We start from the raw sequence: 20860 nt of genomic DNA on the forward strand, positions 1-20860 counted from the left end.
GTGGTGGGGGCAATCATCGTCTTAACTGTGGTCGAGTCTTTATGCAATCACCGATAAAACCGACAAGAGGCGATGCAATGAGCAACCCTACCAAAGTCACAAAACCCGATAGCACGGCGGATGCCTGGGCGATTCTGTTCCTGATCATCCTGGTCGTGGGCACCGCGGTATTTTGGGTCAGTCATCAATAAAAGACCTCGTCCGGGCTCGCTCCGACAATGGTCGGACTATAAGCGGTGTAAACGCCGTTGTGCGGGAGGTCGCTGGCTAAAATGTGCGGCGAATTGTCGGGGCTCGGACGATCAATGTTGAAGTTCTTCTGCGGCGTATTGCTGGCGCTGGGCACGATGGTGGCACCTTGTACCCAGGCCGCGTCGGTGCTGTTCCTGAATCCGGGAACCACCGGGGAAGCTTTTTGGCTCAGTTATTCGCAGTTCATGCAGGCCGCGGCGAGGGACCTGGCCATGGATTTGCGTATTCAATATGCCGACCATCTCGCTGAAACCACCCTCGCGCAGGCTCGCGAGGCCTTGCAAGGCCCAGGCCGGCCGGACTATCTGGTGTTCGTCAACGAGCAGTACGTTGCCCCCGAAATCCTGCGCCTGGCGCAAGGCAGTGGCGTGAAGCTGTTCATGGTCAATAACGCGCTGACCCCGGACCAGATGAGCCTGCTCGGCTCGCAACCTGAAAAATACCCCGATTGGCTGGGCAGCCTGGTGCCCAACGACGAGGAGGGCGGCTACCTGATGCTCAAGGAGCTGATTCGCCTGCATCCCCCGGCCGCCCCCGGTCAAGTCATCGAGCTGCTGGCGTTTTCCGGTCTGAAGGTCACGCCAGCGGCGCAGCTGCGGGAGAAGGGCATGATGCGCGCCCTGGCCGAGCACCCTGAAGTGCGGTTGCGCCAGTTGGTGTATGGCGGCTGGACCCGGGAGCGCGCCTATGAGCAGGCCGGGTTGCTGTTCAAACGCTATCCGAGGGCCTCGTTGGTCTGGACAGCCAATGACGAAATGGCCTTTGGGGTCATGCAAGCCTATGTCGAAGCCGGTGGCGAACCTGGAAAGGACGCACTGTTCGGCACCATCAATCATTCACCCGCTGCCTTGCGCGCACTGCTGGACGGCCGGCTGAGCGTGCTGCTGGGTGGGCATTTCAGCCTGGGCGGCTGGGCCCTCGTGCAGTTGCATGATTATGATCAAGGCGTGGATTTCGGTCAGTACGGCGGCCGTGACCGGCAGATTCCCTTGCTGCAACTGATCGATCGGGCACAGGCCGAGCGACTGTTGACGCTGGGTGTGAGGCAGGATTACGGCGTGGATTTCCAAAAGCTCTCGGCCAAGGGGCAACCGGCGTCGTATCGCTACCCGTTCAGCCTGCAGACCCTGCTGCACTGAGTCATTGGCCTGGCGTCAGGCATCAGATCCCGGCCAGGTGCAGCACCAGTTTGACAATGCCGAACAGGGTCAGGGCGAACACCGCCGTGAACACAATCCCCAGGATCACGAAATGGCTGGGTTTGCCGTGAGTGAAGTCCCGGGCCCGGTTCTTCCCGCTCTGCACCCCGAACGCCGCGGCCATGACGCTGTGCAGCATCTGCCAGAAGCTCGGAGGCTTGTTGTCGACTGGATCGTCCATAAACCCCTCTTCACTTATGTGTGAGAGCTAAGCATAGACAATCCACGGCATGCACAACCCAAATGTGGGAGCGGGTTTGCTCCGGGCGAGCACAACCCAAATGTGGGAGCGGGTTTGCTCCGGGCGGCGTTCCGACGAAGAGGCCATGACATTCAACATCTTCGTTGACTGTTAAACCGCTTTCGCGAGCAAGCCCGCTCCCACAGGGGTTCTCTGTTGGCCACAGTAATGTGGCCAGGCGACTGACTTAGTTGTCGTAACCCAGGTTCGGCGCCAGCCACCGCTCGGTCACGCTCAATTCCTGACCTTTGCGCGAGGTGTAGCTCTGTACCTGATCCTTGTCGATCTTGCCCACGGCGAAGTACTGCGCCTGCGGGTGAGCGAAGTACCACCCGCTGACCGCTGCCGCCGGGAACATCGCGTAATGCTCGGTGAGGAACACACCGCTGCGGCCCGCCTGCATTTCGCTGGCTTGGGGGTCGAGCAGTGCGAACAAGGTGCCTTTCTCGGTGTGATCCGGGCAGGCCGGGTAACCCGGAGCAGGGCGGATGCCGGTGTATTGCTCTTTGATCAACGCCTCGTTGTCCAGCGTCTCGTCCTTGGCGTAACCCCAGTAATTCTTACGCACCTGCTGGTGCAGCCATTCGGCGCAGGCCTCGGCCAGACGGTCGGCCAGGGCCTTGACCATGATCGAGTTGTAATCGTCGCCAGCATCCTGGTAGGCCTTGGCCACTTCTTCGGCGCCGATCCCGGCGGTGGTAATGAACCCCCCCACGTAGTCGGTGACTTCGCTGTCCTTCGGGGCCACGAAGTCGGCCAGGGAGAAGTTCGGCTTGCCATCGGTCTTGATGATCTGCTGGCGCAGGTGATGCAGCTTGGCCAGTGGCTTGCCGTCGTCGCCGTAGAGCTCGATGTCATCGTCGCGCACCTGGTTGGCCGGCCAGAAGCCGAACACCGCACGGGCGCTGATGAGTTTTTCGTCGATCAGCTTGGCGAGCATTTCCTGGGCATCGGCGTACAGCGAAGTGGCGGCTTCACCGACCACTTCGTCGGTGAGGATGCGCGGGAACTTGCCGGCCAGGTCCCAGGAGATGAAGAACGGCGTCCAGTCGATGTATTCGGCCAACACCTTGAGGTCGATGTTGTCCAGCACTTTGGCGCCGGTGAAGGTCGGTTTGACCGGGGTGTAGGTGCTCCAGTCGAACTGCGGCTTCTTGGCGATCGCCGCCGGGTAGCTCAGGCGTTCGGTGCGGGCGCTGCGGTTGGCGGTGCGCTCGCGGACTTCGATGTATTCCAGGCGGGTCTTCTCGACGAACGCCGGCTTCAACTCCTTGGACAGCAACTGGGTGGCCACGCCCACGGCGCGGGAGGCGTCGGTCACGTAAATGACCGCGTCGTTGCTGTACTTGGGTTCGATCTTCACCGCCGTGTGCGCCTTGGAGGTGGTCGCGCCGCCGATCATCAACGGCAGGTGGAAGTCCTGGCGCTGCATCTCACGGGCCACGTGGACCATTTCATCCAGCGAAGGCGTGATCAGGCCGGACAGGCCGATGATGTCGCACTTCTGCTCCTTGGCCACTTGCAGGATCTTCTCGGCCGGCACCATCACGCCGAGGTCGACGATGTCGTAGCCGTTACAGCCCAGCACCACGCCGACGATGTTCTTGCCGATGTCGTGCACGTCGCCTTTTACCGTGGCCATGAGGATCTTGCCCTTGGCTTCCGGCTTGTCGCCTTTTTCCAGTTCGATGAACGGGATCAGGTGGGCCACGGCCTGCTTCATCACGCGGGCGGATTTGACCACCTGCGGCAGGAACATTTTGCCGGCGCCGAACAGATCGCCGACGATGTTCATGCCGGACATCAGCGGGCCTTCGATGACCTCGATCGGCCGGGCGAAGGACTGGCGCGACTCTTCGGTGTCCTCGACGATGTGGGTGGTGATGCCTTTGACCAGTGCGTGTTCCAGGCGCTTGTTGACGTCCCAGTTGCGCCACTCTTCGGTCTCGGCTTCCTTGACGCTGCCGTCGCCCTTGTACTTGTCGGCGATGGCGAGGAGGGCGTCGGTGCCTTCCGGGGTGCGGTTGAGGATCACGTCTTCCACGGCATCGCGCAGCTCGGCCGGGATCTGGTCGTAGATCTCCAGCTGGCCGGCGTTGACGATACCCATGGTCAGGCCGTTGCGGATCGCATACAGCAGGAACACCGAGTGAATCGCCTCGCGGACCGGGTTGTTGCCGCGGAACGAGAACGACACGTTGGACACGCCGCCGGACGTCAGGGCATACGGCAGTTCGTCACGGATGTAGGCACAGGCATTGATGAAGTCCACAGCGTAGTTGTTGTGCTCTTCGATGCCGGTGGCCACGGCGAAGATGTTCGGGTCGAAAATGATGTCTTCCGGCGGGAAGCCGACTTCGTTGACCAGGATGTCGTAGGAGCGTTTGCAGATCTCTTTCTTGCGCGCTTCGGTGTCGGCCTGGCCGGCTTCGTCGAAGGCCATCACCACCACGGCGGCGCCGTAGCGCTTGCACAGCTTGGCGTGCTGAATGAACTGCTCGACGCCTTCCTTCATGCTGATCGAGTTGACGATGCCCTTGCCCTGGATGCATTTCAGGCCGGCTTCGATCACCTCCCACTTGGAGGAGTCGATCATGATCGGCACGCGGGAGATGTCCGGCTCGCCGGCAATCAGATTGAGGAAGGTCACCATGGCCTTCTTCGAATCGAGCATCCCTTCGTCCATGTTGATGTCGATCACCTGGGCGCCGGCTTCGACCTGCTGCAGGGCGACTTCCAGGGCTTCGGTGTAGTTGTCGTCACGGATCAGCCGCGCGAACTTGGCGGAACCGGTGATGTTCGTGCGTTCGCCGACGTTGACGAACAATGAGCTGCGATCGATGGTAAAGGGTTCCAGGCCCGACAGGCGGCAGGCCTTGGGGATCTCCGGGATCTCCCGCGGTGCGTAGCCGGCCACGGCCTTGGCGATGGCCTCGATGTGGCCTGGCGTGGTGCCGCAGCAGCCGCCGACAATGTTGAGGAAGCCGCTTTGGGCGAATTCCTCGATGACCTTGGCGGTTTCCGCCGGCAGTTCGTCGTACTCGCCGAATTCGTTCGGCAGGCCGGCGTTAGGGTGTGCGGAGACATAGGTGCCGGCCTTGTTCGACAGCTCTTCCAGGTACGGACGCAATTCGCTGGCACCGAGGGCGCAGTTCAGGCCGACCGAAATCGGCTTGGCGTGGGCCACGGAGTTCCAGAAGGCTTCGGTGGTCTGGCCGGACAGGGTACGGCCGGAGGCATCGGTGATGGTGCCGGAAATCATGATCGGCAACTCGACGCCCAGTTCTTCGTAGACCCCCTGCACGGCAAAGATCGCGGCTTTGGCGTTCAGGGTGTCGAAGATGGTTTCGATCAGGATCAGGTCGGCACCGCCTTCGATCAGGCCCTTGGTGGCCTCGGTGTAGTTTTCCACCAGCTCATCGAAAGTCACGTTGCGATAGCCGGGATTGTTCACGTCCGGCGACAGCGAGCAGGTTCGACTGGTAGGGCCGAGCACGCCGGCGACGAAACGTGGCTTGTCCGGTGTTTCCAGGGTCTTGGCGTCCGCCACCTGGCGTGCCAGGCGGGCGCCTTCTACGTTCAACTCATACGCCAGGCCTTGCATGCCATAGTCGGCCTGGGACACCTGGGTGGCGTTGAAGGTGTTGGTTTCCAGAATGTCGGCGCCGGCATCCAGGTAGGCCTTTTCGATCGAGCCGATCACGTCCGGGCGGGTCAGGATCAACAGGTCGTTGTTGCCCTTGACGTCACTCGGCCAGTCGGCGAAACGCTTGCCGCGGTAATCCTGCTCCTCGAGCTTGTAGCTCTGGATCATCGTGCCCATGCCGCCATCGAGTATCAGGATGCGCTCTTTGAGGGCGTGCTTGAGAGCTTGAAGGCGAACGCTGCGATCGGACATTGGGACTACTCGAAAAGACCATGACGAAGGGCCGGGATGATAGCAAACCTGTGCGGTTTTGGAGCATGTTGCGGTTTTGCATGAATCTGGCTCATGTTGGCGCGCTACCAACCGCAGTACTGTAAGAGCGAGGCTTGCCCGCGAAGAACGATAACGCGGTATGGCAGATACACCGCAGCGTCTGGTTCGCCGGCAAGCCTGGCTCCTACGGGCGGCGTTTGGATGTTGTTGCCATGCCTACACTTTCCCGACAAAAATACTAGGACTTTGTCCGGCGCCTCGATTGGCGTAAACTGCGCCCAAGCCTGCGAGGAGTTTCCATGACCGCTATTACCATTACCGACGCCGCCCACGACTATCTGGCCGATCTGCTCTCCAAGCAGAACACCCCGGGTATCGGCATTCGCGTCTTTATCACCCAGCCTGGCACCCAGTACGCCGAAACCTGCATTGCCTACTGCAAGCCGGGCGAAGAAAAACCTGAAGACACGGCGCTGGGGCTGAAAAGCTTCACTGCCTACATCGATTCGTTCAGCGAAGCCTTCCTGGACGACGCGGTAGTCGACTACGCCACCGACCGCATGGGCGGCCAGCTGACCATCAAGGCGCCAAACGCCAAAGTACCGATGGTGAATGCCGACAGCCCGATCAACGAGCGCATCAACTATTACCTGCAGACCGAGATCAACCCGGGGCTCGCGAGCCACGGCGGTCAGGTCAGCCTGATCGATGTGGTCGACGATGGCATCGCCGTGCTGAAATTCGGCGGCGGCTGCCAGGGATGCGGCCAGGCAGACGTTACCTTGCGCGAAGGCATCGAGCGTACTCTGCTTGAGCGAGTTCCCGAGCTCAAGGGCGTTCGCGACGTGACTGACCACACGCAGAAAGAAAACGCCTACTACTAAGGTGTTCGCTGCGACATGAAAAACGGCGCCCCGTGAGCGCCGTTTTTTATGGGTGAAATTCCCTATGGCCGATACAAATGCGCATGCCCGGCGCGATACAGCGATGATTCACTGAAATGATCGCTCCCCAACACCCGACCCACCAGAATCAACGCCGTCCTTCGAAACCCCTTCGCCTCGACTTTCCCGGCAATATCCTCAAGCGTCCCAACCACCCAATCCTGGTCCGGCCAGGTCGCCCGGTGTATCACTGCGATCGGACAGTCCGCACCGTAATGGGGCAGCAATTCGACCAGGATCTTCTGCAGGTGATTGACCCCCAGATGGACCGCCATGGTCGCTCCATGCTGCGCCAGGCTGCCGAGCTCTTCACCGGCGGGCATGCTTGTCTTGTCGGCGTAACGGGTCAGAATCACGCTCTGCGACACATCCGGCAAGGTCAGCTCTGCACCCAGAAGCGCCGCGCAGGCCGCTGTCGCGGTCACGCCGGGAATGATTTCAAAGGCAATGTCGAGCTCGCGCAGGTAGCGAATCTGCTCGCCAATGGCGCCATACAGGCTCGGATCGCCGGAGTGCACCCGCGCCACATCCTGGCCCTTGGCATGGGCGCTCTTGATCAGCTCGATGATCTGTTCCAGGTGCAGTTCGGCGCTGTTCACGAGCTGTTCGGCCTGATGGCCTTCGAGCACGGCGGCGGGCACCAGGGAGCCGGCATAGATGATCACCGGGCAGCTGCGAATCAGCCGTTGGCCTTTGACGGTGATCAGTTCCGGGTCGCCGGGACCTGCGCCAATGAAGTAGACAGTCATCGTCGGTTCCTGTGAAAAAGGGCCAGGGCAAGGCTTCAGATGAAGATTGCTCATGATCGAAAGCGGGGATTATCGGGGTTTTTACGCCGCGCCAGCCAACGCGAGGGTGGCCTGGGCATATTTCTGTCGCGAAATCAGCAGTTTTGCCGGCGCCTGGGCCAGTTGTTCGGCCAGGGCCAGGGCGGCGCTTTCGGCGACGCCGTAACAGCCGGTGCGTTCGAACGCGATGTCCGAACGGTGGCTGAGTTGCGGCTGATAACCGGCCAGCTGTTCGCTGCTGAAATACATCAGCGGCAACTCGAGCTGCGCGGCCAGTTCGATGAGGCCCGGTTCTTCGCGCTTCAGGTCGATGCTGGCCAGGGCCTTGACCTGGCTCAGCTCGATTCGATGAGCCTGCAGCGCCTGGTCGAGCAATGCGCGCAACGTGCTGACGGGGCAGCCGCGCTGGCAGCCCAGGCCGACCACCAGGGTCGGCACGGCGCTGTTATCGGTCATGCTTGGTATTGGCCATCGCTTTTGCGGCGGAACAACCAGGCGCTGACCAGGCCCAGGGCCAGCCAGAACGCGACGTTGGTCAGCTGCGAAGCGATTTTGAATTGCGACTCGAGGGCTTGCGGCGCGAGCATCGAGTGCACTTCCGGTTGTGGCGCGCCTATCACGTGGGGAACAGCGAGGATCGCGGCGCCCAGGACCTTCATCAGCCAGTGACGGCTGAACACGATCAGGGCGATGCCGGCCGCGGTGGAGGCCGCTGTGCCGATCCACCAGATCTGTCGTTGCGCCAGATCGGCCGCGGCAGTTCCCGGCAGCTCAGGCGGCAGGCCCAGGGTCGGGGCGAGTACGAAGGTCGCATAGCCGGCCAGGCCCCAGAGCAGGCCCTGGGAGGTTTTGGTCGGGGCGCGCAAGGTATAGAGACCGGCCAGCATCAACGCGAAACCGACTGCGACCACCAGGTTGCCGCCGGTGGTCGACAGCACGCGCTGCCAGCCGTCTTCCGGCTCCCAGGCCTCGGCATCGTGGGTATGAGCGACGACAGCGCCCGCGGCGTGTTCATGGATTTCAACAGCCGCCGGTTCGGATTTTTCGTAGGTCTCGGCCTGCATAATCAGCGGCGAAACCCAGAAACTTTGCAGCAGGGTCAGCAACAGGGCAGCCAGCAGCCCGCTGAAACCCGCGGTTTGCGCGATACGCTTGATCATGTCGGCAGGTCTCAATGGCACGGGAAGGCGGCGCTGTGACGGGTATCGTGCGCGGCATTGTGCACCGACTCGATGTGCGAGAAACCGGCGAAATACACAAGGCACGCGCCAAGGATCGACGCACACGCGGCGGCGGTCAGGCGTTGAGTCAGGGTCGTGGTGCTGCTGGCGGTGCTCTTGTCTGTGTTGCTGCCGGTGCTGCTGATGATCGACATGGCGCTTCCCTCTGGTCTGTCAGCGGGTGAATAGAGCGCATGGAAAATCCCTGCGCACCAGACGCGCAGAGGCTCAACAGCGCCCGCCCACCGCGGGTTTGTTATGCGGTGAACGTAACGTTCACCGGGTGTTGCGGGCCGGTCTCCGGGCTCACGAGGGGGCAGGCTGTCGCCTGGACCTGTAAGCGTCACCTTCCCATGCCGAACTGCAGGCACAGTGGATCTGACGCTTCGCTCGCTTACCGTTGCGGGGGCAGCACCGGACTGACATGGCCTTGAGTAAAGCACATGATTCACCGGTTTCCCGTTTCACCCTGTGAAGGGCACCCGTAACAAGGCGTGTAGGAGAGCATGGGCGGGGGTTGGGCGTCAATTGGCAGGGGTTCTCATTCGAGACCGAGGCGCTCCATTCGCGGGCGAGCCTCGCTCCTACAGGTCGGCGGCGCTCTTGTAGGAGCGAGCGGTGCGGCGATCCGACTTGCCCGCGAAGGTGTCCTGACGGCTGACCACAAGACATTGACCCGCCCCCACACCATGCGTAGCCTTGCGCTTTCGAGGTTCTTCGGCATCTGCCGAAGCTAAGAAGGGAACGCGGTCGATGCCGCGGCTGCCCCCGCAACTGTGAACGGTGATGTTCGCTGCCACGCCACTGCAAACCCTGATCCGTCAGGTTCGCGGGAAGGCGCAGCAAACGCCAGTCGAACGACTGGCACACCGTCAGCCAGGAGACCTGCCTCGTTACAGATTCTCACTACAACCGGGCGGGGTGATCCGGTGGCGGAACTCTTGCGCGCGTGCACCTGCACGCTGCGATTGTCGTCCCGTATGCCCGCCACCTTGCCAAAGGGCATCCAATGAAAACACTGGCCAAACTCCCCGTCACCATCGTTACCGGCTTCCTCGGCTCGGGCAAGACCACCTTGCTGCGGCACATGCTCGACAACGCCCAGGGCCGTCGCATCGCGGTGATCGTCAACGAGTTTGGCGAACTGGGCATCGACGGTGAAATCCTCAAGCAGTGCACCATCGGCTGCACCGAGGAAGAAGCCAGCGGCCGTGTCTACGAACTGGCCAACGGCTGCCTGTGCTGCACCGTCCAGGAAGAATTCTTCCCGGTGATGCGCGAACTGGTGGCCCGTCGTGGCGACCTCGATCACATTCTCATCGAAACCTCGGGCCTGGCCCTGCCAAAACCACTGGTGCAAGCCTTCCAGTGGCCGGAAATCCGCAGCGCCTGCACCGTTGACGCGGTGATCACCGTAGTCGACAGCCCGGCCGTCGCTGCCGGCACCTTCGCCGCCTTCCCGGACCAGGTCGACGCCATGCGCAAACTCGACCCGAACCTGGACCACGAATCGCCGCTGCACGAACTGTTCGCCGACCAACTGGCCAGCGCCGACCTGGTGATCCTCAACAAGGCCGATCTGATCAGCCCTGAAGATCTGGCCCGGGTGCGCCTGGAAGTCGCCGAAGAACTGCCGCCCGCGGTGAAAGTCATCGAAGCCAGCAGCGGCCGCCTGCCACTGGACGTACTGATCGGCCTCGGTGCCGGTTCCGAAGAACACATCGACAGCCGTCACAGCCATCATGATCATCACCACGAAGGCGAGGACGACCACGACCACGACGCCTTCGATTCGATTTCCATCGAACTGCCGCAAGCCGACGAAAGCCTGCTGCTGGATGCCTTGACCCAACTGGTGGTCCAGCACGGCATCCTGCGCGTCAAGGGTTTCGCCGCGATCCCGGGCAAGCCGATGCGCCTGTTGATCCAGGGCGTGGGCACGCGCTTCGACAAGCATTTCGACCGTCAGTGGGGTGCCGATGAAGCTCGCACCACGCGCCTGGTGTTGATTGGCCAGGAACTGGACGCGGCACTGCTCGAAGCGCAATTGCGCGCCGCACTCAGCGTTTAAGCCATGCACCTGCTCAGGACCCAGCCCGGCGGTTTCGTGTCGGATGACAACATCGCCGACCTTGGACAGACCCCCGCCGAGCTGGTGATCCTGTGCAGCGGCGACTCCAGCCTGGCGCTGCTCGCCGAAGCGGCGCAGCAATTGCCGGACGATTACCCGAGCGTGCGCCTGGCCAATCCGATGCAGGTGCAGAATCACGCCTCGGTCGACCTGTATGTCGACGAAGTGCTGCGTCACGCCAAGGTCATCCTGATTTCACTGCACGGCGGCATTGCCTATTGGCGCTATGGCGTCGAGCAGTTGGTGGCGCTGTCCGAGCGCGGTGTGCAGCTGATCCTGGTGCCCGGCGATGATCGTCCGGATCCGGAACTCAGCGACCTGAGCACCGTGGATGCGCAAGACCGCGACCGGCTCTGGCATTACCTGCGTCAGGGCGGCATGGCCAACGCACTCGACCTGTTTCGCTGCCTCGCCAATCGTTGGCTGGATCGCGACTACGCCTGGGCCGAGCCGCAGACCTTGCCGCGCACCGCGATCTATCACCCACAAAAAAGCCCCGCCGCACTGCAGGATTGGCAAGCCGACTGGCAAGCCGGTCAACCGGTAGCGGCCGTGCTGTTTTACCGCTCGCACCTGCAGGCGGCGAACACCGCTTTCATCGACGTTTTCTGCCAGCGGTTGCAGGCGACGGGGCTTAACCCGCTGCCGATTGCCGTGGCCAGTTTGAAAGAGCCCGGCTGCCTGGCCGTGGTCGAAGACCTGCTGGATGAAGTCGCTGCCGAGGTGATTCTCAACACCACCGGTTTCGCCCAGTCGAGCCCCGAAGCGCCGCAGCTGCGACCGTTTCGCCGCAACATTCCGGTGATCCAGGCCATTTGCGCCCAAGACAACGAACCCGGTTGGCGCGCCAGCGAGCAGGGCCTCGGTCCGCGTGACCTGGCGATGCACATCGCGCTGCCGGAACTGGACGGGCGGATCATCAGCCGGCCGATCAGTTTCAAGGACCTGGCCTGGCGCAGTGAGCGCAGCCAGTCGGACGTGGTGTGTTATCGACCACAACCGGAACGCATGGATTTCGTCGCCGAACTGGCCCGACGCTGGATCGATCTGGGGCGGGTACCCAATGGCGAGAAACGCATTGCGCTGATCCTGGCCAACTACCCGACTCGCGACGGTCGCATCGGCAACGGGGTCGGTCTCGACACACCTGCCGCGGCGCTGAACATCCTGCGTGCGCTGCATAAAGAAGGTTATCCGCTACCGGCCGAACTGCCGGACAGCGGCACCGCGTTGATCCAGCAGTTGCTCGGCGGCGTCAGCAACGACCTCGACACCCTGGACCAGCGACCGTGCCATCAAAGCCTGGCACTGGACGACTACCGTCTGATGTTCGACGCGCTCCCCGAAACCAACCGTCAGGCCGTGCTGGAACGCTGGGGCAGCCCCGAAACCGATCCAATGTTCCGCGGCGGGCGGATGATGATTGCCGGGTTGCGTTTCGGCCTGACCTTCGTCGGCATTCAACCGGCCCGGGGTTATCAGGTCGATCCGAGCGCGGTCTACCATGACCCGGACCTGGTGCCGCCGCACGGCTATCTCGCGTTCTATTTCTGGCTGCGCAACACCTATGGCGCCCACGGGGTGATTCATGTCGGCAAGCACGGCAACCTCGAATGGCTGCCGGGCAAGGGCGTCGGTCTGTCGGAGAATTGCTGGCCGGATGCACTGCTCGGCCCACTGCCGAACATCTATCCGTTTATCGTCAACGATCCGGGCGAGGGCGCCCAGGCCAAGCGTCGTACCCAGGCGGTGATCATCGATCACCTGATGCCACCGCTGACCCGCGCAGAAACCTACGGGCCGCTGCGCAACCTCGAGCTGCTGGCCGACGAATATTACGACGCGCAATTGCTCGATCCGCGGCGCGCCCGGGAGTTGCAGCGGGACATTCTGCAACTGGTACGCGACAGCCACATCGACCACGAACTGCAACTGGATGAACACCTCGACAGCGATGCCGATGCGGCGATCTGGCTGCCGCGCCTGGACACCTATTTGTGTGACTTGAAAGAGTCGCAAATCCGCGATGGCCTGCACATCTTCGGCGAGTCGCCGACCGGGCGTCTGCGTATCGATACCTTGCTGGCCCTGCTGCGAATTCCTCGTGGCGATGGGCGAGGGGCGCAATCGAGTGTGTTGCGGGCCTTGGCCAAGGCCTTCGAACTGGGTTTCGATCCGCTGGATTGTGCGCTGGCGGAACCCTGGACCGGGCCCCGTCCGATTGAACTGCAATCCCTCACCGATGAAGTCTGGCGCACGGCGGGCGACACCCGCGAACGCCTGGAATTGTTCGCCGCTCAACTGATCTCGCAGACAGTAAATCCTCCTCAAGCCAACCCCGAACCCTGTGGGAGCGGGCTTGCTCGCGAAAGCGGTGTATCAGGCAAATCAATGTCGACTGAACTCTGTGGGAGCGAGCTTGCTCGCGATAGCGGTGTGTCAGGTAAAGCAATGTCGACTGACACTCCGCTATCGCGAGCAAGCTCGCTCCCACAGGGTCCAGGTTGGTCTGAGGTCAGCGCCATCATCGACAATCTGCGCGAAGTCGTCGCGCCGCGCCTGGATGCCTGCGGCCCGGCGGAAATGCGCGGATTGCTCGATGCCTTGAGCGGTCGTTTCGTCATGGCCGGGCCCAGCGGTGCACCCAGCCGCGGGCGCCTGGACGTGCTGCCGACCGGGCGCAACTTCTATTCGGTGGACGTGCGCAACCTGCCTACTACCACCGCCTGGCGCATCGGTTTCCAGTCGGCGAACCTGATACTGGAACGACATCTGCAGGATCACGGCGACCACCTGCGCCAGCTCGGCCTGTCGGTCTGGGGTACCGCGACCATGCGCACCGGTGGCGACGACATCGCCCAGGCCATGGCGCTGATGGGCGTGCGCCCGGTCTGGGCCACCGGCAGCCAGCGGGTCGACGATTTCGAAATTTTGCCACTTGGCCTGCTCGACCGGCCGCGGGTGGACGTGACCCTGCGCGTGTCCGGCTTCTTCCGGGATGCCTTCGCCAACCTGATCCGCCTGTTCGACGCGGCCGTGCAAGCGGTTGCCGCCCTCGACGAGCCGGACGACCTCAACCCGTTGGCCGCCAAGGTCCGCGCCGAGCGTGAAACGCTACTTCGATCAGGTCTGGATGAAGAGTCGGCTCGCCGTCAGGCCGGTTGGCGCATCTTTGGTGCCAAACCCGGTGCATACGGCGCGGGCGTGCAAGGCGCGATCGACGGTCGGCTGTGGCAAAGCCGCGACGACCTGGCCGAGGTTTACCTGAATTGGGGCGGTTACGCCTACGGCGGTTCCGACGAAGGCACCGCCGCCCGAGAACAGTTCGCCCAGCGCTTGAGCCAGGTGCAAGCAGTGCTGCAAAACCAGGACAACCGCGAGCACGACTTGCTCGATTCCAACGACTATTACCAATTCCAGGGCGGCATGCTCGCCGCCGTGGAAAGCCTTAGCGGCGAAGCGGCGGCCAGTTACCATGGCGATCACAGCCAGCCGGACCTGCCGAAGATCCGCACCTTGAAAGAAGAATTGAACCGGGTAATCCGCTCCCGGGCGGCCAACCCCAAGTGGATCGACGGCGTGAAGCGTCACGGCTATAAAGGCGCGTTCGAACTGGCGGCTACGGTCGACAATCTGTTTGCTTTCGACGCGACGACGCAGTTGATTGACGATCACCAGTACGCATTGCTGGCGGACGCTTATCTGCTGGACCCGGCGACCCGGGATTTTGTTCGCGAGCACAATCCCCATGCACTGCGCGACATGACCGAGCGCATGCTCGAAGCGCAGCAACGGGGCATGTGGCAGGAGCCGGGCGAGTATCGCGAGGCGCTGGAGAATTTGTTGCTGGACATAGAAGAAGATAGCTAATGCGCCGCAAAACCCTGTGGGAGCGAGCTTGCTCGCGATAGCGGTGGATCATTCAATATTAATTTTGGCTGACACACCGCCATCGCGAGCAAGCTCGCTCCCACAGGGATTAAGGTGCTGCTGATGGATCACCGACCATGACCGAGTATTAAAGATGACCGACACCCCGCATTTCCCCCTCTCCGCCGTGGTCGGCGCCGACGACTTGAAACTCGCCCTCTACCTCACCGCCATTGACCCGAAAATCGGCGGTGTGCTGATCGAAGGCCCGCGCGGCATGGCCAAATCAACCCTGGCCCGAGGCCTGGCGGACCTGCTCGCCAGCGGCCAATTCGTCACCTTGCCCCTGGGGGCTACCGAAGAACGACTGGTCGGTACCCTCGATCTTGACGCCGCGCTGAGCGAAGGTCGCGCGCAATTCTCCCCTGGCGTGCTGGCCAAGGCGGACGGCGGCGTGCTGTATGTCGATGAGGTCAACCTGCTGCCCGATCATCTGGTGGATCTGCTGCTCGACGTCGCCGCCAGCGGCACCAACCTGATCGAACGCGATGGCATTTCCCATCGGCATTCGGCGAAGTTCGTGCTGATCGGCACCATGAACCCGGAGGAGGGCGAGCTGCGGCCGCAATTGCTCGACCGCTTTGGTTTGAACGTCGCCCTCAGCGGTCACACAGTGCCGGCTGAACGCGGCCAGATCATTCGCCGGCGACTGGATTTCGACAGCGATCCGCAACTCTTTTGCGTCGAGTGGGAAAGCCGGCAGCAGTCACTGCGTGAACGTTGTCAGACAGCGCGCAGCACACTGGCGAGCATCCCCCTCGACGATCAGGCACTGGCGCAGATTACCGAGCGTTGTTTTGCCGCCGGTGTCGATGGCCTGCGCGCCGATCTGGTGTGGTTACGCGCGGCCCGGGCCCACGCTGCCTGGCGCGGTGCGAGTGCCATCGCCGAGGAAGATATCGACGCCGTCGCCGAGTTCGCCCTGCGCCACCGCCGTCGCGAACAGGCGCCACCTGCGCCGCAACACAATCAACCCCAGGCTGGCCAGCATGCCAACCCTGGGGAAAGCCAGGGCCAATGGGGCGAAATGCCCGCCCAGGCCTTGCCGGTCGGCGCCCGACGAGAAGTGCCGAGCTGGCCAAAAAAGCCCTAGGCATTCGCCCTCGATCTGACGCGGGGGCGAATGCCAGGCCCCGCGCCGGACGGTTGGACAATGGCAGGCAAGGCAAGCGTCACGCCGCGCGCAACGGCTCGATCAATTGGCCCGGCACGTTGCTGGGTGGCCGCCCCCGGCAGCGCGACGATGTGCTGTTTCACCTGCGCACCCGTTCCCCCCATGAACTGTGGCTGGTGATCGTCGATGCCTCGGCTTCGACTCGGCGTCATCAGGCGTTGAGCGATGCGAAGGGGCTGTTGGCACAATTGTTCGATGACGCCTACCGCCAGCGCGCGCGCCTGGCCTTGCTGACCGCCAGCGGTCATGTGCCGAAATGGCAGGTGCAGGGGTTGAAGGCGTCCGCCGGTTTGCGTACCTGGCTGGATGGCCTCGGAGCCGGCGGCGGCACGCCCTTGCTGGCAGCGCTGGGTGAGGCGGGACACTGGTTGGCCGCTCGTCGGAAGCGTTTCCCGGCGGAGCGACAGCGACTGTTGCTGGTGACCGATGGCCGATTGAAAGACTTCACGATGTTGCCGACCCTTGATTGTCCGGGGCTGTTGATTGACATTGAGCGAGGGCCGATTCGGCTGGGGCGGGCCAAGGTGTTGGCGAGCGGGTTGGGTGCAGATTATCGGCATATCGACGAGCTGATTCCAGGCTGACCTATGCCCAATCAGCAACCCCATCACAGGAGTGAACCGTGCGCGTACTAGCCGCCAACCATCAGGACGATTTCCGCGTCAAAGCCTACGCCGGCACCAACGGCGTGTTGTTGGCCATGGACCTGGCCGAACCCCGGCGCAAAGGTCTGCTGGGATTCGCCATCGAAAAGCAGCAAGGCAGCAAGCCCTGGCTGTTTCTGTTCAACAGCCTGACCTTCCCCGGCAAGGTTCACACCTTTGCCCATTTTCGCGCCACTCCGAGCAATATTGCGCCGCTGCAGAAATTTCGCTGGGCCGATTACGCGGTCAATCCGGGGATGACCATCCACTATCGAGTCCACCTGGCCTACGGCAGCGCCGATGCGCCGCAATTGGGTGAATACCTGGAACTGACGGTCACCTCCGACAACGGCCAGCCGCAGAACCAGAGCGTGATTTTCAACCGCGCAGTGGCCGCCAGCCAGGCGTTCCAGCGCAAGTTTCCCGACCTCGACGCGATGATCAGCGCCAACAAGAACCTGCCCATCGAAGCCTGGCCCGACGCCCCGCGACAATGGTTGGAAAACGGGCTGCTGGGGCGTTTGCTGGGGTTTATCGAGCGTGCCGTGGACGATCAGTGGGCACTGGACATCGCCATTTACGAATACGAGTTGCGGGTCATTGTCGACGCCATCGACGCAGCCTTCGAGCGTGGTGTGAAGGTGCGGGTGCTGTATCACGCAAAATCCGGTGATAAAGGCACCGCCAGGAACGAAGAAAGCCTGGAAAAAATCCCGCAAACGAGCAAGCGCGGGCGAGTCACCCACAAGATTTTCCACAACAAGTTCATGGTCCTGAGCCGGCTCGACGACACAGGACAGCATCAGCCCGAAGCGGTACTGAGTGGCAGCACCAATTTCACCGCCAATGGCGTTTACCGACAGGCCAACGTGGTGCATGTGCTGGACGACGCGCAAGTCAGCGCCAGCTATCTGCAGACCTTCGAGCAGGTCTGGGCCACACCGGAAAATGTCGGCGCCACCCGAAAATGGCTGACGCACCATAACCCTATGGACTCGCTGCAACCCTTGTTCAGCGGGTTTTCTCCGCGTTCGGGTCGGGGTGATCTGCAAGCGTTTGTCGATATCATCGACGCGGCGAAAAAGGATGTGCTGTTCGTGACCGCATTCGCCTTGCCTGACGACATCCTCAACGCCTTGCTGGGCCAGCCCGAGGACGACATCTTGCGTTACGGCCTGCAAAACACCACCAGCCGCATCACCGGTTTCCATGCCGACCGCACCGCCGAGTTCGCCGCCACCGCCTTGCTCAATACCGGGCTGGAAGGCTGGCTCAGGGAGAACATGAAAGGCCAGAAGGGCAACCTGCTGGTGCATACCAAAGCCGTGGTCACCGACTTCACCAGCGACGCGCCGACGATCATCAGCGGCAGCCACAACCTCAGCGCGTCGGCCAGCAATGGCAATGACGAAAATTACCTGATCATTCGCGGCAATACCGACCTGGCAGACCGTTATGGGCTGGAGTTGCTGCGGTTCTACGAGCATTACCGTTTTCGCTACTTCGCGAAGAAGCTGGCGCTCAAGCAGGTCCAGCCGTTGGCGGCGGATGACAGCTGGACCGATGATTACTACCGCGCGGGGGATTTGCGCAGGTTGTCGCGGTTGCGCTTTTCCGGACGCTGAACAGGCTCGCTCCCACATTGATCACCTCGTCTCCATGGCCTGCGATGCGAATACCGAGCGGGTGCTGGCATCGTTCACGCAGGAGTCCTGTGGGACGCGGCCGAGACTGAAGCGTTCGCCGCCGGAATCGGATGGCGCATCAGCGTGCCCACCACCAGTGCCCCGAGCAAGGCCAGCAAACCCGCGACCCACAGCAACAGACTGAAGCCGCCGACGAACGCCTGGCGGGCCAGCGGCTCAACCAGCGAGCGCGCGGTGTCCGGCACCAGGCCCATGGCGGCGCTCATGTCGCCGGCCACTACCCGCGAGGCGATGCCCTGGGTCTGGTCGAGCCATGGCGCACCCTGGGCCGACAGGCTGCTGCGCAGTAACAGCTCGGTATGGCTGGACAGCAACGCGCCGAACACGCCGATGGCCAGCACAATCGCGCTGAAACGCATGGTGGTGCTCATGCCCGAAGCCATGCCGGTACGCGCCCGTGGCACGCAGGCCATGATGTTCTTTTGCGTGTCGCCGTTGAGCAGCCCGGCACCGGCACCGGTCACGGCAATCGCCAGGGCGAAGGGCAGGTAGCCGCCGCTGCCGACGGCCCAGGCACTGAGCAGATTGCCGCTGCCGACCAGGGTCAAACCGGCGGCCATCATGGTCGCGGGCGCAAATCGACTGGCCAGGCGCACGCCGATACGTGGGCAAATCAGCATGGTCAGGGCGAAGGGCAACATCCCCAGGCCCGATGCAATGGCCGAGAAGCCCAGGCCGTTTTGCAGGTAAAACGGCAGGAGGGTCATCATCACCTGGGCGCAACCGGCGTAGGCGAACATACCCAGCAGCGCGCCGATGAAGCGCGGATGCTTGAACAATTGCAGATCGACCATCGGTCGCTGCTGCAGCCGTTCGATCACCACGAACAGCCCCAGCAGCAGGGCGCCGCCGATCAGTCGGGCGTAGGTCAATGGGTTGCTCCAGCCGATGCGGTTGGCTTCGATCAGGCCCCAGATCAGGCACAGCAAACTTGCGCTAAAGGCCAGGCTGCCCCAAGGGTCCAGGCGTGCGGACTGGGTGTCGCGAGATTCCGGCACGGCCCGCCAGACCATCGCCATCAGGAACAGGCCCACCGGCAAATTCAAGTAGAAGATCCAGCGCCAGCCCATGTACTCGGTGATCAGCCCGCCGACCGTCGGCGCGGCGGTCATGGCCACGCCCATGCAGGCGCCCCAGAACGCCCAAGCCTTGGCCCGTTCCACTTCGTCGTGAAAGGTATGGCCGATGGAGGCCAGGGCCGAGGTCAGCAGTAACGCGGCGCCGACACCCTTGATTGCCCGGGCGATGTCGAGCAACAACGCGTTGGGCGCCGCGCCGCAGCCGATGGACGCGAGGATGAAGATGCCCAGGCCCCAGAGCAGGGTTTTCTGCCGGCCGAAGCGATCGGCGATGCTTCCGGCGGGCAATAGCAGCGCGGCGAAGGCCAGCATGTAAGCGCTGACCACCCATTCGATGTCGGCAAAGTTCGCCCCCAGGTCCCTTGCGATCGTGGGGAGGGTGACGGCAACGATGTTGGTGTCGAGGACAATCAGCGAACAAACGCCGGAGGCCGTCAGCAACGTGAGGCGAGGGCTTACCCGGCTCATGACAGGATTGCCTTTTGCGCAAGATGATGGCGAAGGAGCGCGATAAGGGGTTTGACGTACATGGCGTGGGCTCTCTACTGTGATTGCCAGGGGAGCTTAACGCGCCCGAATGCAGGCTTCGTTAGCCGTAAAACGGGTTTTCATTACCTTTGAGCTAATACACCGATGGACATACGGCATTTCCGCTATTTCCTGGCCGTCGCCCGGCAAGGCAACTTCACCCGCGCCGCCGAACAACTCGGTATCGCACCGCCGACCTTGACTCGACAGATCCAGGACATGGAGAACGAACTCGGCACGCGATTGTTCGTGCGCCAGACCCGGGAGGTCAGCCTGACCGAGGCCGGCACCGCGTTGCTGATCGAGGCCGAGGCGACGGTGCGGCAATTCGAATACGCCCAGCACAACGCCCAGCGGGCCGGGCGCGGCGATATTGGTCATATCGAACTGGGTTACGTGGCGTCGGCGGTGTACTCGGGCTTGCTGCAGAAACAGGTGCAAGCCTTCAGCCGCGAGTGTCCGGACGTCAGCCTGAACGTACGGGAAAGCCCCATGGCGTCATTGCCGATGATGGTGGTGGAGGGGCGTTTCGATATTGGCTATGTGCGCTCACCCATGACCTTCCCAGAAGGCCTGGAGGCCATTCGCCTGGATGCAGAAGGCTTCGTGCTGGCGCTGCCGTCCGAGTCCTGGTTGTGTCGTTTGCCGGAAATCGCCCCGGAGCATTTGCAAAACGAGACGTTCATCCTGCCGGAGCAAATCAGCGGCACCCTGCAAGTCGCCGCCGAGGGTGGCTTTGCGCCGAAGCTGGGGGCACAGCCAGGCGGGCTGGTGGCGGTGATTGCCCTGGTGTCTCTGGGGCAGGGCGTGGCGGTGGTGCCGGAATCGGTGGTCGGGCATGTCGGTTTGCCGGGTGTGTTGTATCGGTCGATCAAGGGGTGTGAGGCGAGTTCGTGGTTGTCGTTGATTCATCGGCGGTTCGAGAAGTCGGCGGCGGTGGCGAGGTATATCGAGCAGGTTAAAAACCGCTAAGAGCAAGAGCAAGAGCTTCGCGAGCAAGCCCGCACACATTGGACCGCGTCCGTCCGGACAACTCGGTCAACTGTGGGAGCGGCGGTGCGACGATTCGACTTGCTCGCGAAGGCGGCCGACGGAACAACGAAAA

Annotated in this window: 15 protein-coding genes and 2 riboswitches; of the genes, 8 read left to right on the top strand and 7 right to left on the bottom strand. The window is 62.6% G+C overall.

Annotated features, from left to right (window positions below; all coding sequences use genetic code 11):
- Positions 1 to 305: 305 nt before the first annotated feature.
- Positions 306 to 1391 carry an ABC transporter substrate-binding protein gene (locus tag PMA3_RS12230; RefSeq protein ID WP_064677391.1) on the top strand — a complete coding sequence of 362 codons (1086 nt, stop codon included), beginning with the start codon at positions 306 to 308 and terminating at the stop codon, positions 1389 to 1391.
- Positions 1392 to 1413: 22 nt separating this feature from the next.
- Here PMA3_RS12230 and PMA3_RS12235 read toward each other — a convergent pair whose 3' ends face one another.
- Both PMA3_RS12235 and metH read right to left on the bottom strand, forming a co-directional pair.
- Positions 1414 to 1632 carry a DUF2970 domain-containing protein gene (locus PMA3_RS12235; RefSeq protein ID WP_064677392.1) on the bottom strand — a complete coding sequence of 73 codons (219 nt, stop codon included), beginning with the start codon at positions 1630 to 1632 and terminating at the stop codon, positions 1414 to 1416.
- Positions 1633 to 1879: 247 nt separating this feature from the next.
- Positions 1880 to 5590, bottom strand: coding sequence for a methionine synthase (gene metH, locus PMA3_RS12240; RefSeq protein ID WP_064677393.1), 3711 nt, complete (start codon positions 5588 to 5590; stop codon positions 1880 to 1882).
- 320 nt (positions 5591 to 5910) lie between these two features.
- Between metH and nfuA the strand changes: the two genes are divergently transcribed.
- The gene (gene nfuA / locus PMA3_RS12245) at positions 5911 to 6495 is read left to right on the top strand and encodes a Fe-S biogenesis protein NfuA (RefSeq protein WP_045057579.1); all 585 of its coding nucleotides are present in this window, start codon (positions 5911 to 5913) and stop codon (positions 6493 to 6495) included.
- A 62-nt stretch (positions 6496 to 6557) separates the two neighbouring features.
- Here the strand turns inward: nfuA and cobM are convergent, their stop codons facing one another.
- The 4 genes from cobM to PMA3_RS12265 all read right to left on the bottom strand — a co-directional run bounded on the left by cobM (position 6558) and on the right by PMA3_RS12265 (position 8718).
- Complete coding sequence (gene cobM, locus PMA3_RS12250; RefSeq protein WP_064677394.1) at positions 6558 to 7304, bottom strand: precorrin-4 C(11)-methyltransferase; 747 nt, start codon at positions 7302 to 7304, stop codon at positions 6558 to 6560.
- Positions 7305 to 7385: 81 nt separating this feature from the next.
- Entirely contained in the window at positions 7386 to 7799 is a 414-nt protein-coding gene (locus PMA3_RS12255; RefSeq protein ID WP_064677395.1) for a cobalamin biosynthesis protein, read from the bottom strand.
- The gene (locus PMA3_RS12260; RefSeq protein WP_064677396.1) at positions 7796 to 8503 is read right to left on the bottom strand and encodes a CbtA family protein; all 708 of its coding nucleotides are present in this window, start codon (positions 8501 to 8503) and stop codon (positions 7796 to 7798) included. The genes PMA3_RS12255 and PMA3_RS12260 overlap by 4 nt, the downstream gene beginning before the upstream one ends.
- A gap of 11 nt (positions 8504 to 8514) precedes the next feature.
- Positions 8515 to 8718: a CbtB domain-containing protein gene (locus PMA3_RS12265; RefSeq protein ID WP_064677397.1), complete on the bottom strand. Its 204-nt coding sequence runs from the start codon at positions 8716 to 8718 to the stop codon at positions 8515 to 8517.
- Positions 8719 to 8837: 119 nt separating this feature from the next.
- Positions 8838 to 9064, bottom strand: a riboswitch (cobalamin riboswitch).
- Positions 9065 to 9256: 192 nt separating this feature from the next.
- A riboswitch (cobalamin riboswitch) is annotated at positions 9257 to 9470 on the top strand.
- Between the two features lie 102 nt (positions 9471 to 9572).
- On the opposite strand from PMA3_RS12265, the gene cobW reads away from it, so the two are divergent.
- The 5 genes from cobW to PMA3_RS12290 all read left to right on the top strand — a co-directional run bounded on the left by cobW (position 9573) and on the right by PMA3_RS12290 (position 18067).
- A complete protein-coding gene (cobW, locus tag PMA3_RS12270; RefSeq protein WP_064677398.1) occupies positions 9573 to 10634 on the top strand; it encodes a cobalamin biosynthesis protein CobW in 1062 nt (353 codons plus the stop codon).
- Positions 10635 to 10637: 3 nt separating this feature from the next.
- Positions 10638 to 14564 carry a cobaltochelatase subunit CobN gene (gene cobN / locus PMA3_RS12275; RefSeq protein ID WP_064677399.1) on the top strand — a complete coding sequence of 1309 codons (3927 nt, stop codon included), beginning with the start codon at positions 10638 to 10640 and terminating at the stop codon, positions 14562 to 14564.
- Between the two features lie 154 nt (positions 14565 to 14718).
- Entirely contained in the window at positions 14719 to 15717 is a 999-nt protein-coding gene (locus tag PMA3_RS12280; RefSeq protein WP_064677400.1) for a magnesium chelatase ATPase subunit I, read from the top strand.
- A gap of 53 nt (positions 15718 to 15770) precedes the next feature.
- Positions 15771 to 16382 carry a vWA domain-containing protein gene (locus tag PMA3_RS12285; RefSeq protein ID WP_064677401.1) on the top strand — a complete coding sequence of 204 codons (612 nt, stop codon included), beginning with the start codon at positions 15771 to 15773 and terminating at the stop codon, positions 16380 to 16382.
- 38 nt (positions 16383 to 16420) lie between these two features.
- Positions 16421 to 18067 (top strand): phospholipase D-like domain-containing protein, encoded by a 1647-nt coding sequence (locus tag PMA3_RS12290; protein ID WP_064677402.1) that lies wholly within the window; start codon positions 16421 to 16423, stop codon positions 18065 to 18067.
- A gap of 74 nt (positions 18068 to 18141) precedes the next feature.
- Here PMA3_RS12290 and PMA3_RS12295 read toward each other — a convergent pair whose 3' ends face one another.
- Positions 18142 to 19695 (bottom strand): MFS transporter, encoded by a 1554-nt coding sequence (locus tag PMA3_RS12295; RefSeq protein WP_064677403.1) that lies wholly within the window; start codon positions 19693 to 19695, stop codon positions 18142 to 18144.
- 165 nt (positions 19696 to 19860) lie between these two features.
- Here PMA3_RS12295 and PMA3_RS12300 point away from each other — a divergent pair, with 165 nt between their 5' ends.
- Entirely contained in the window at positions 19861 to 20727 is an 867-nt protein-coding gene (locus PMA3_RS12300; protein ID WP_064677404.1) for a LysR family transcriptional regulator, read from the top strand.
- Positions 20728 to 20860 lie beyond the last annotated feature (133 nt).

Source organism: Pseudomonas silesiensis, from assembly GCF_001661075.1.
In the GTDB taxonomy this organism is placed as follows: domain Bacteria; phylum Pseudomonadota; class Gammaproteobacteria; order Pseudomonadales; family Pseudomonadaceae; genus Aquipseudomonas; species Aquipseudomonas silesiensis.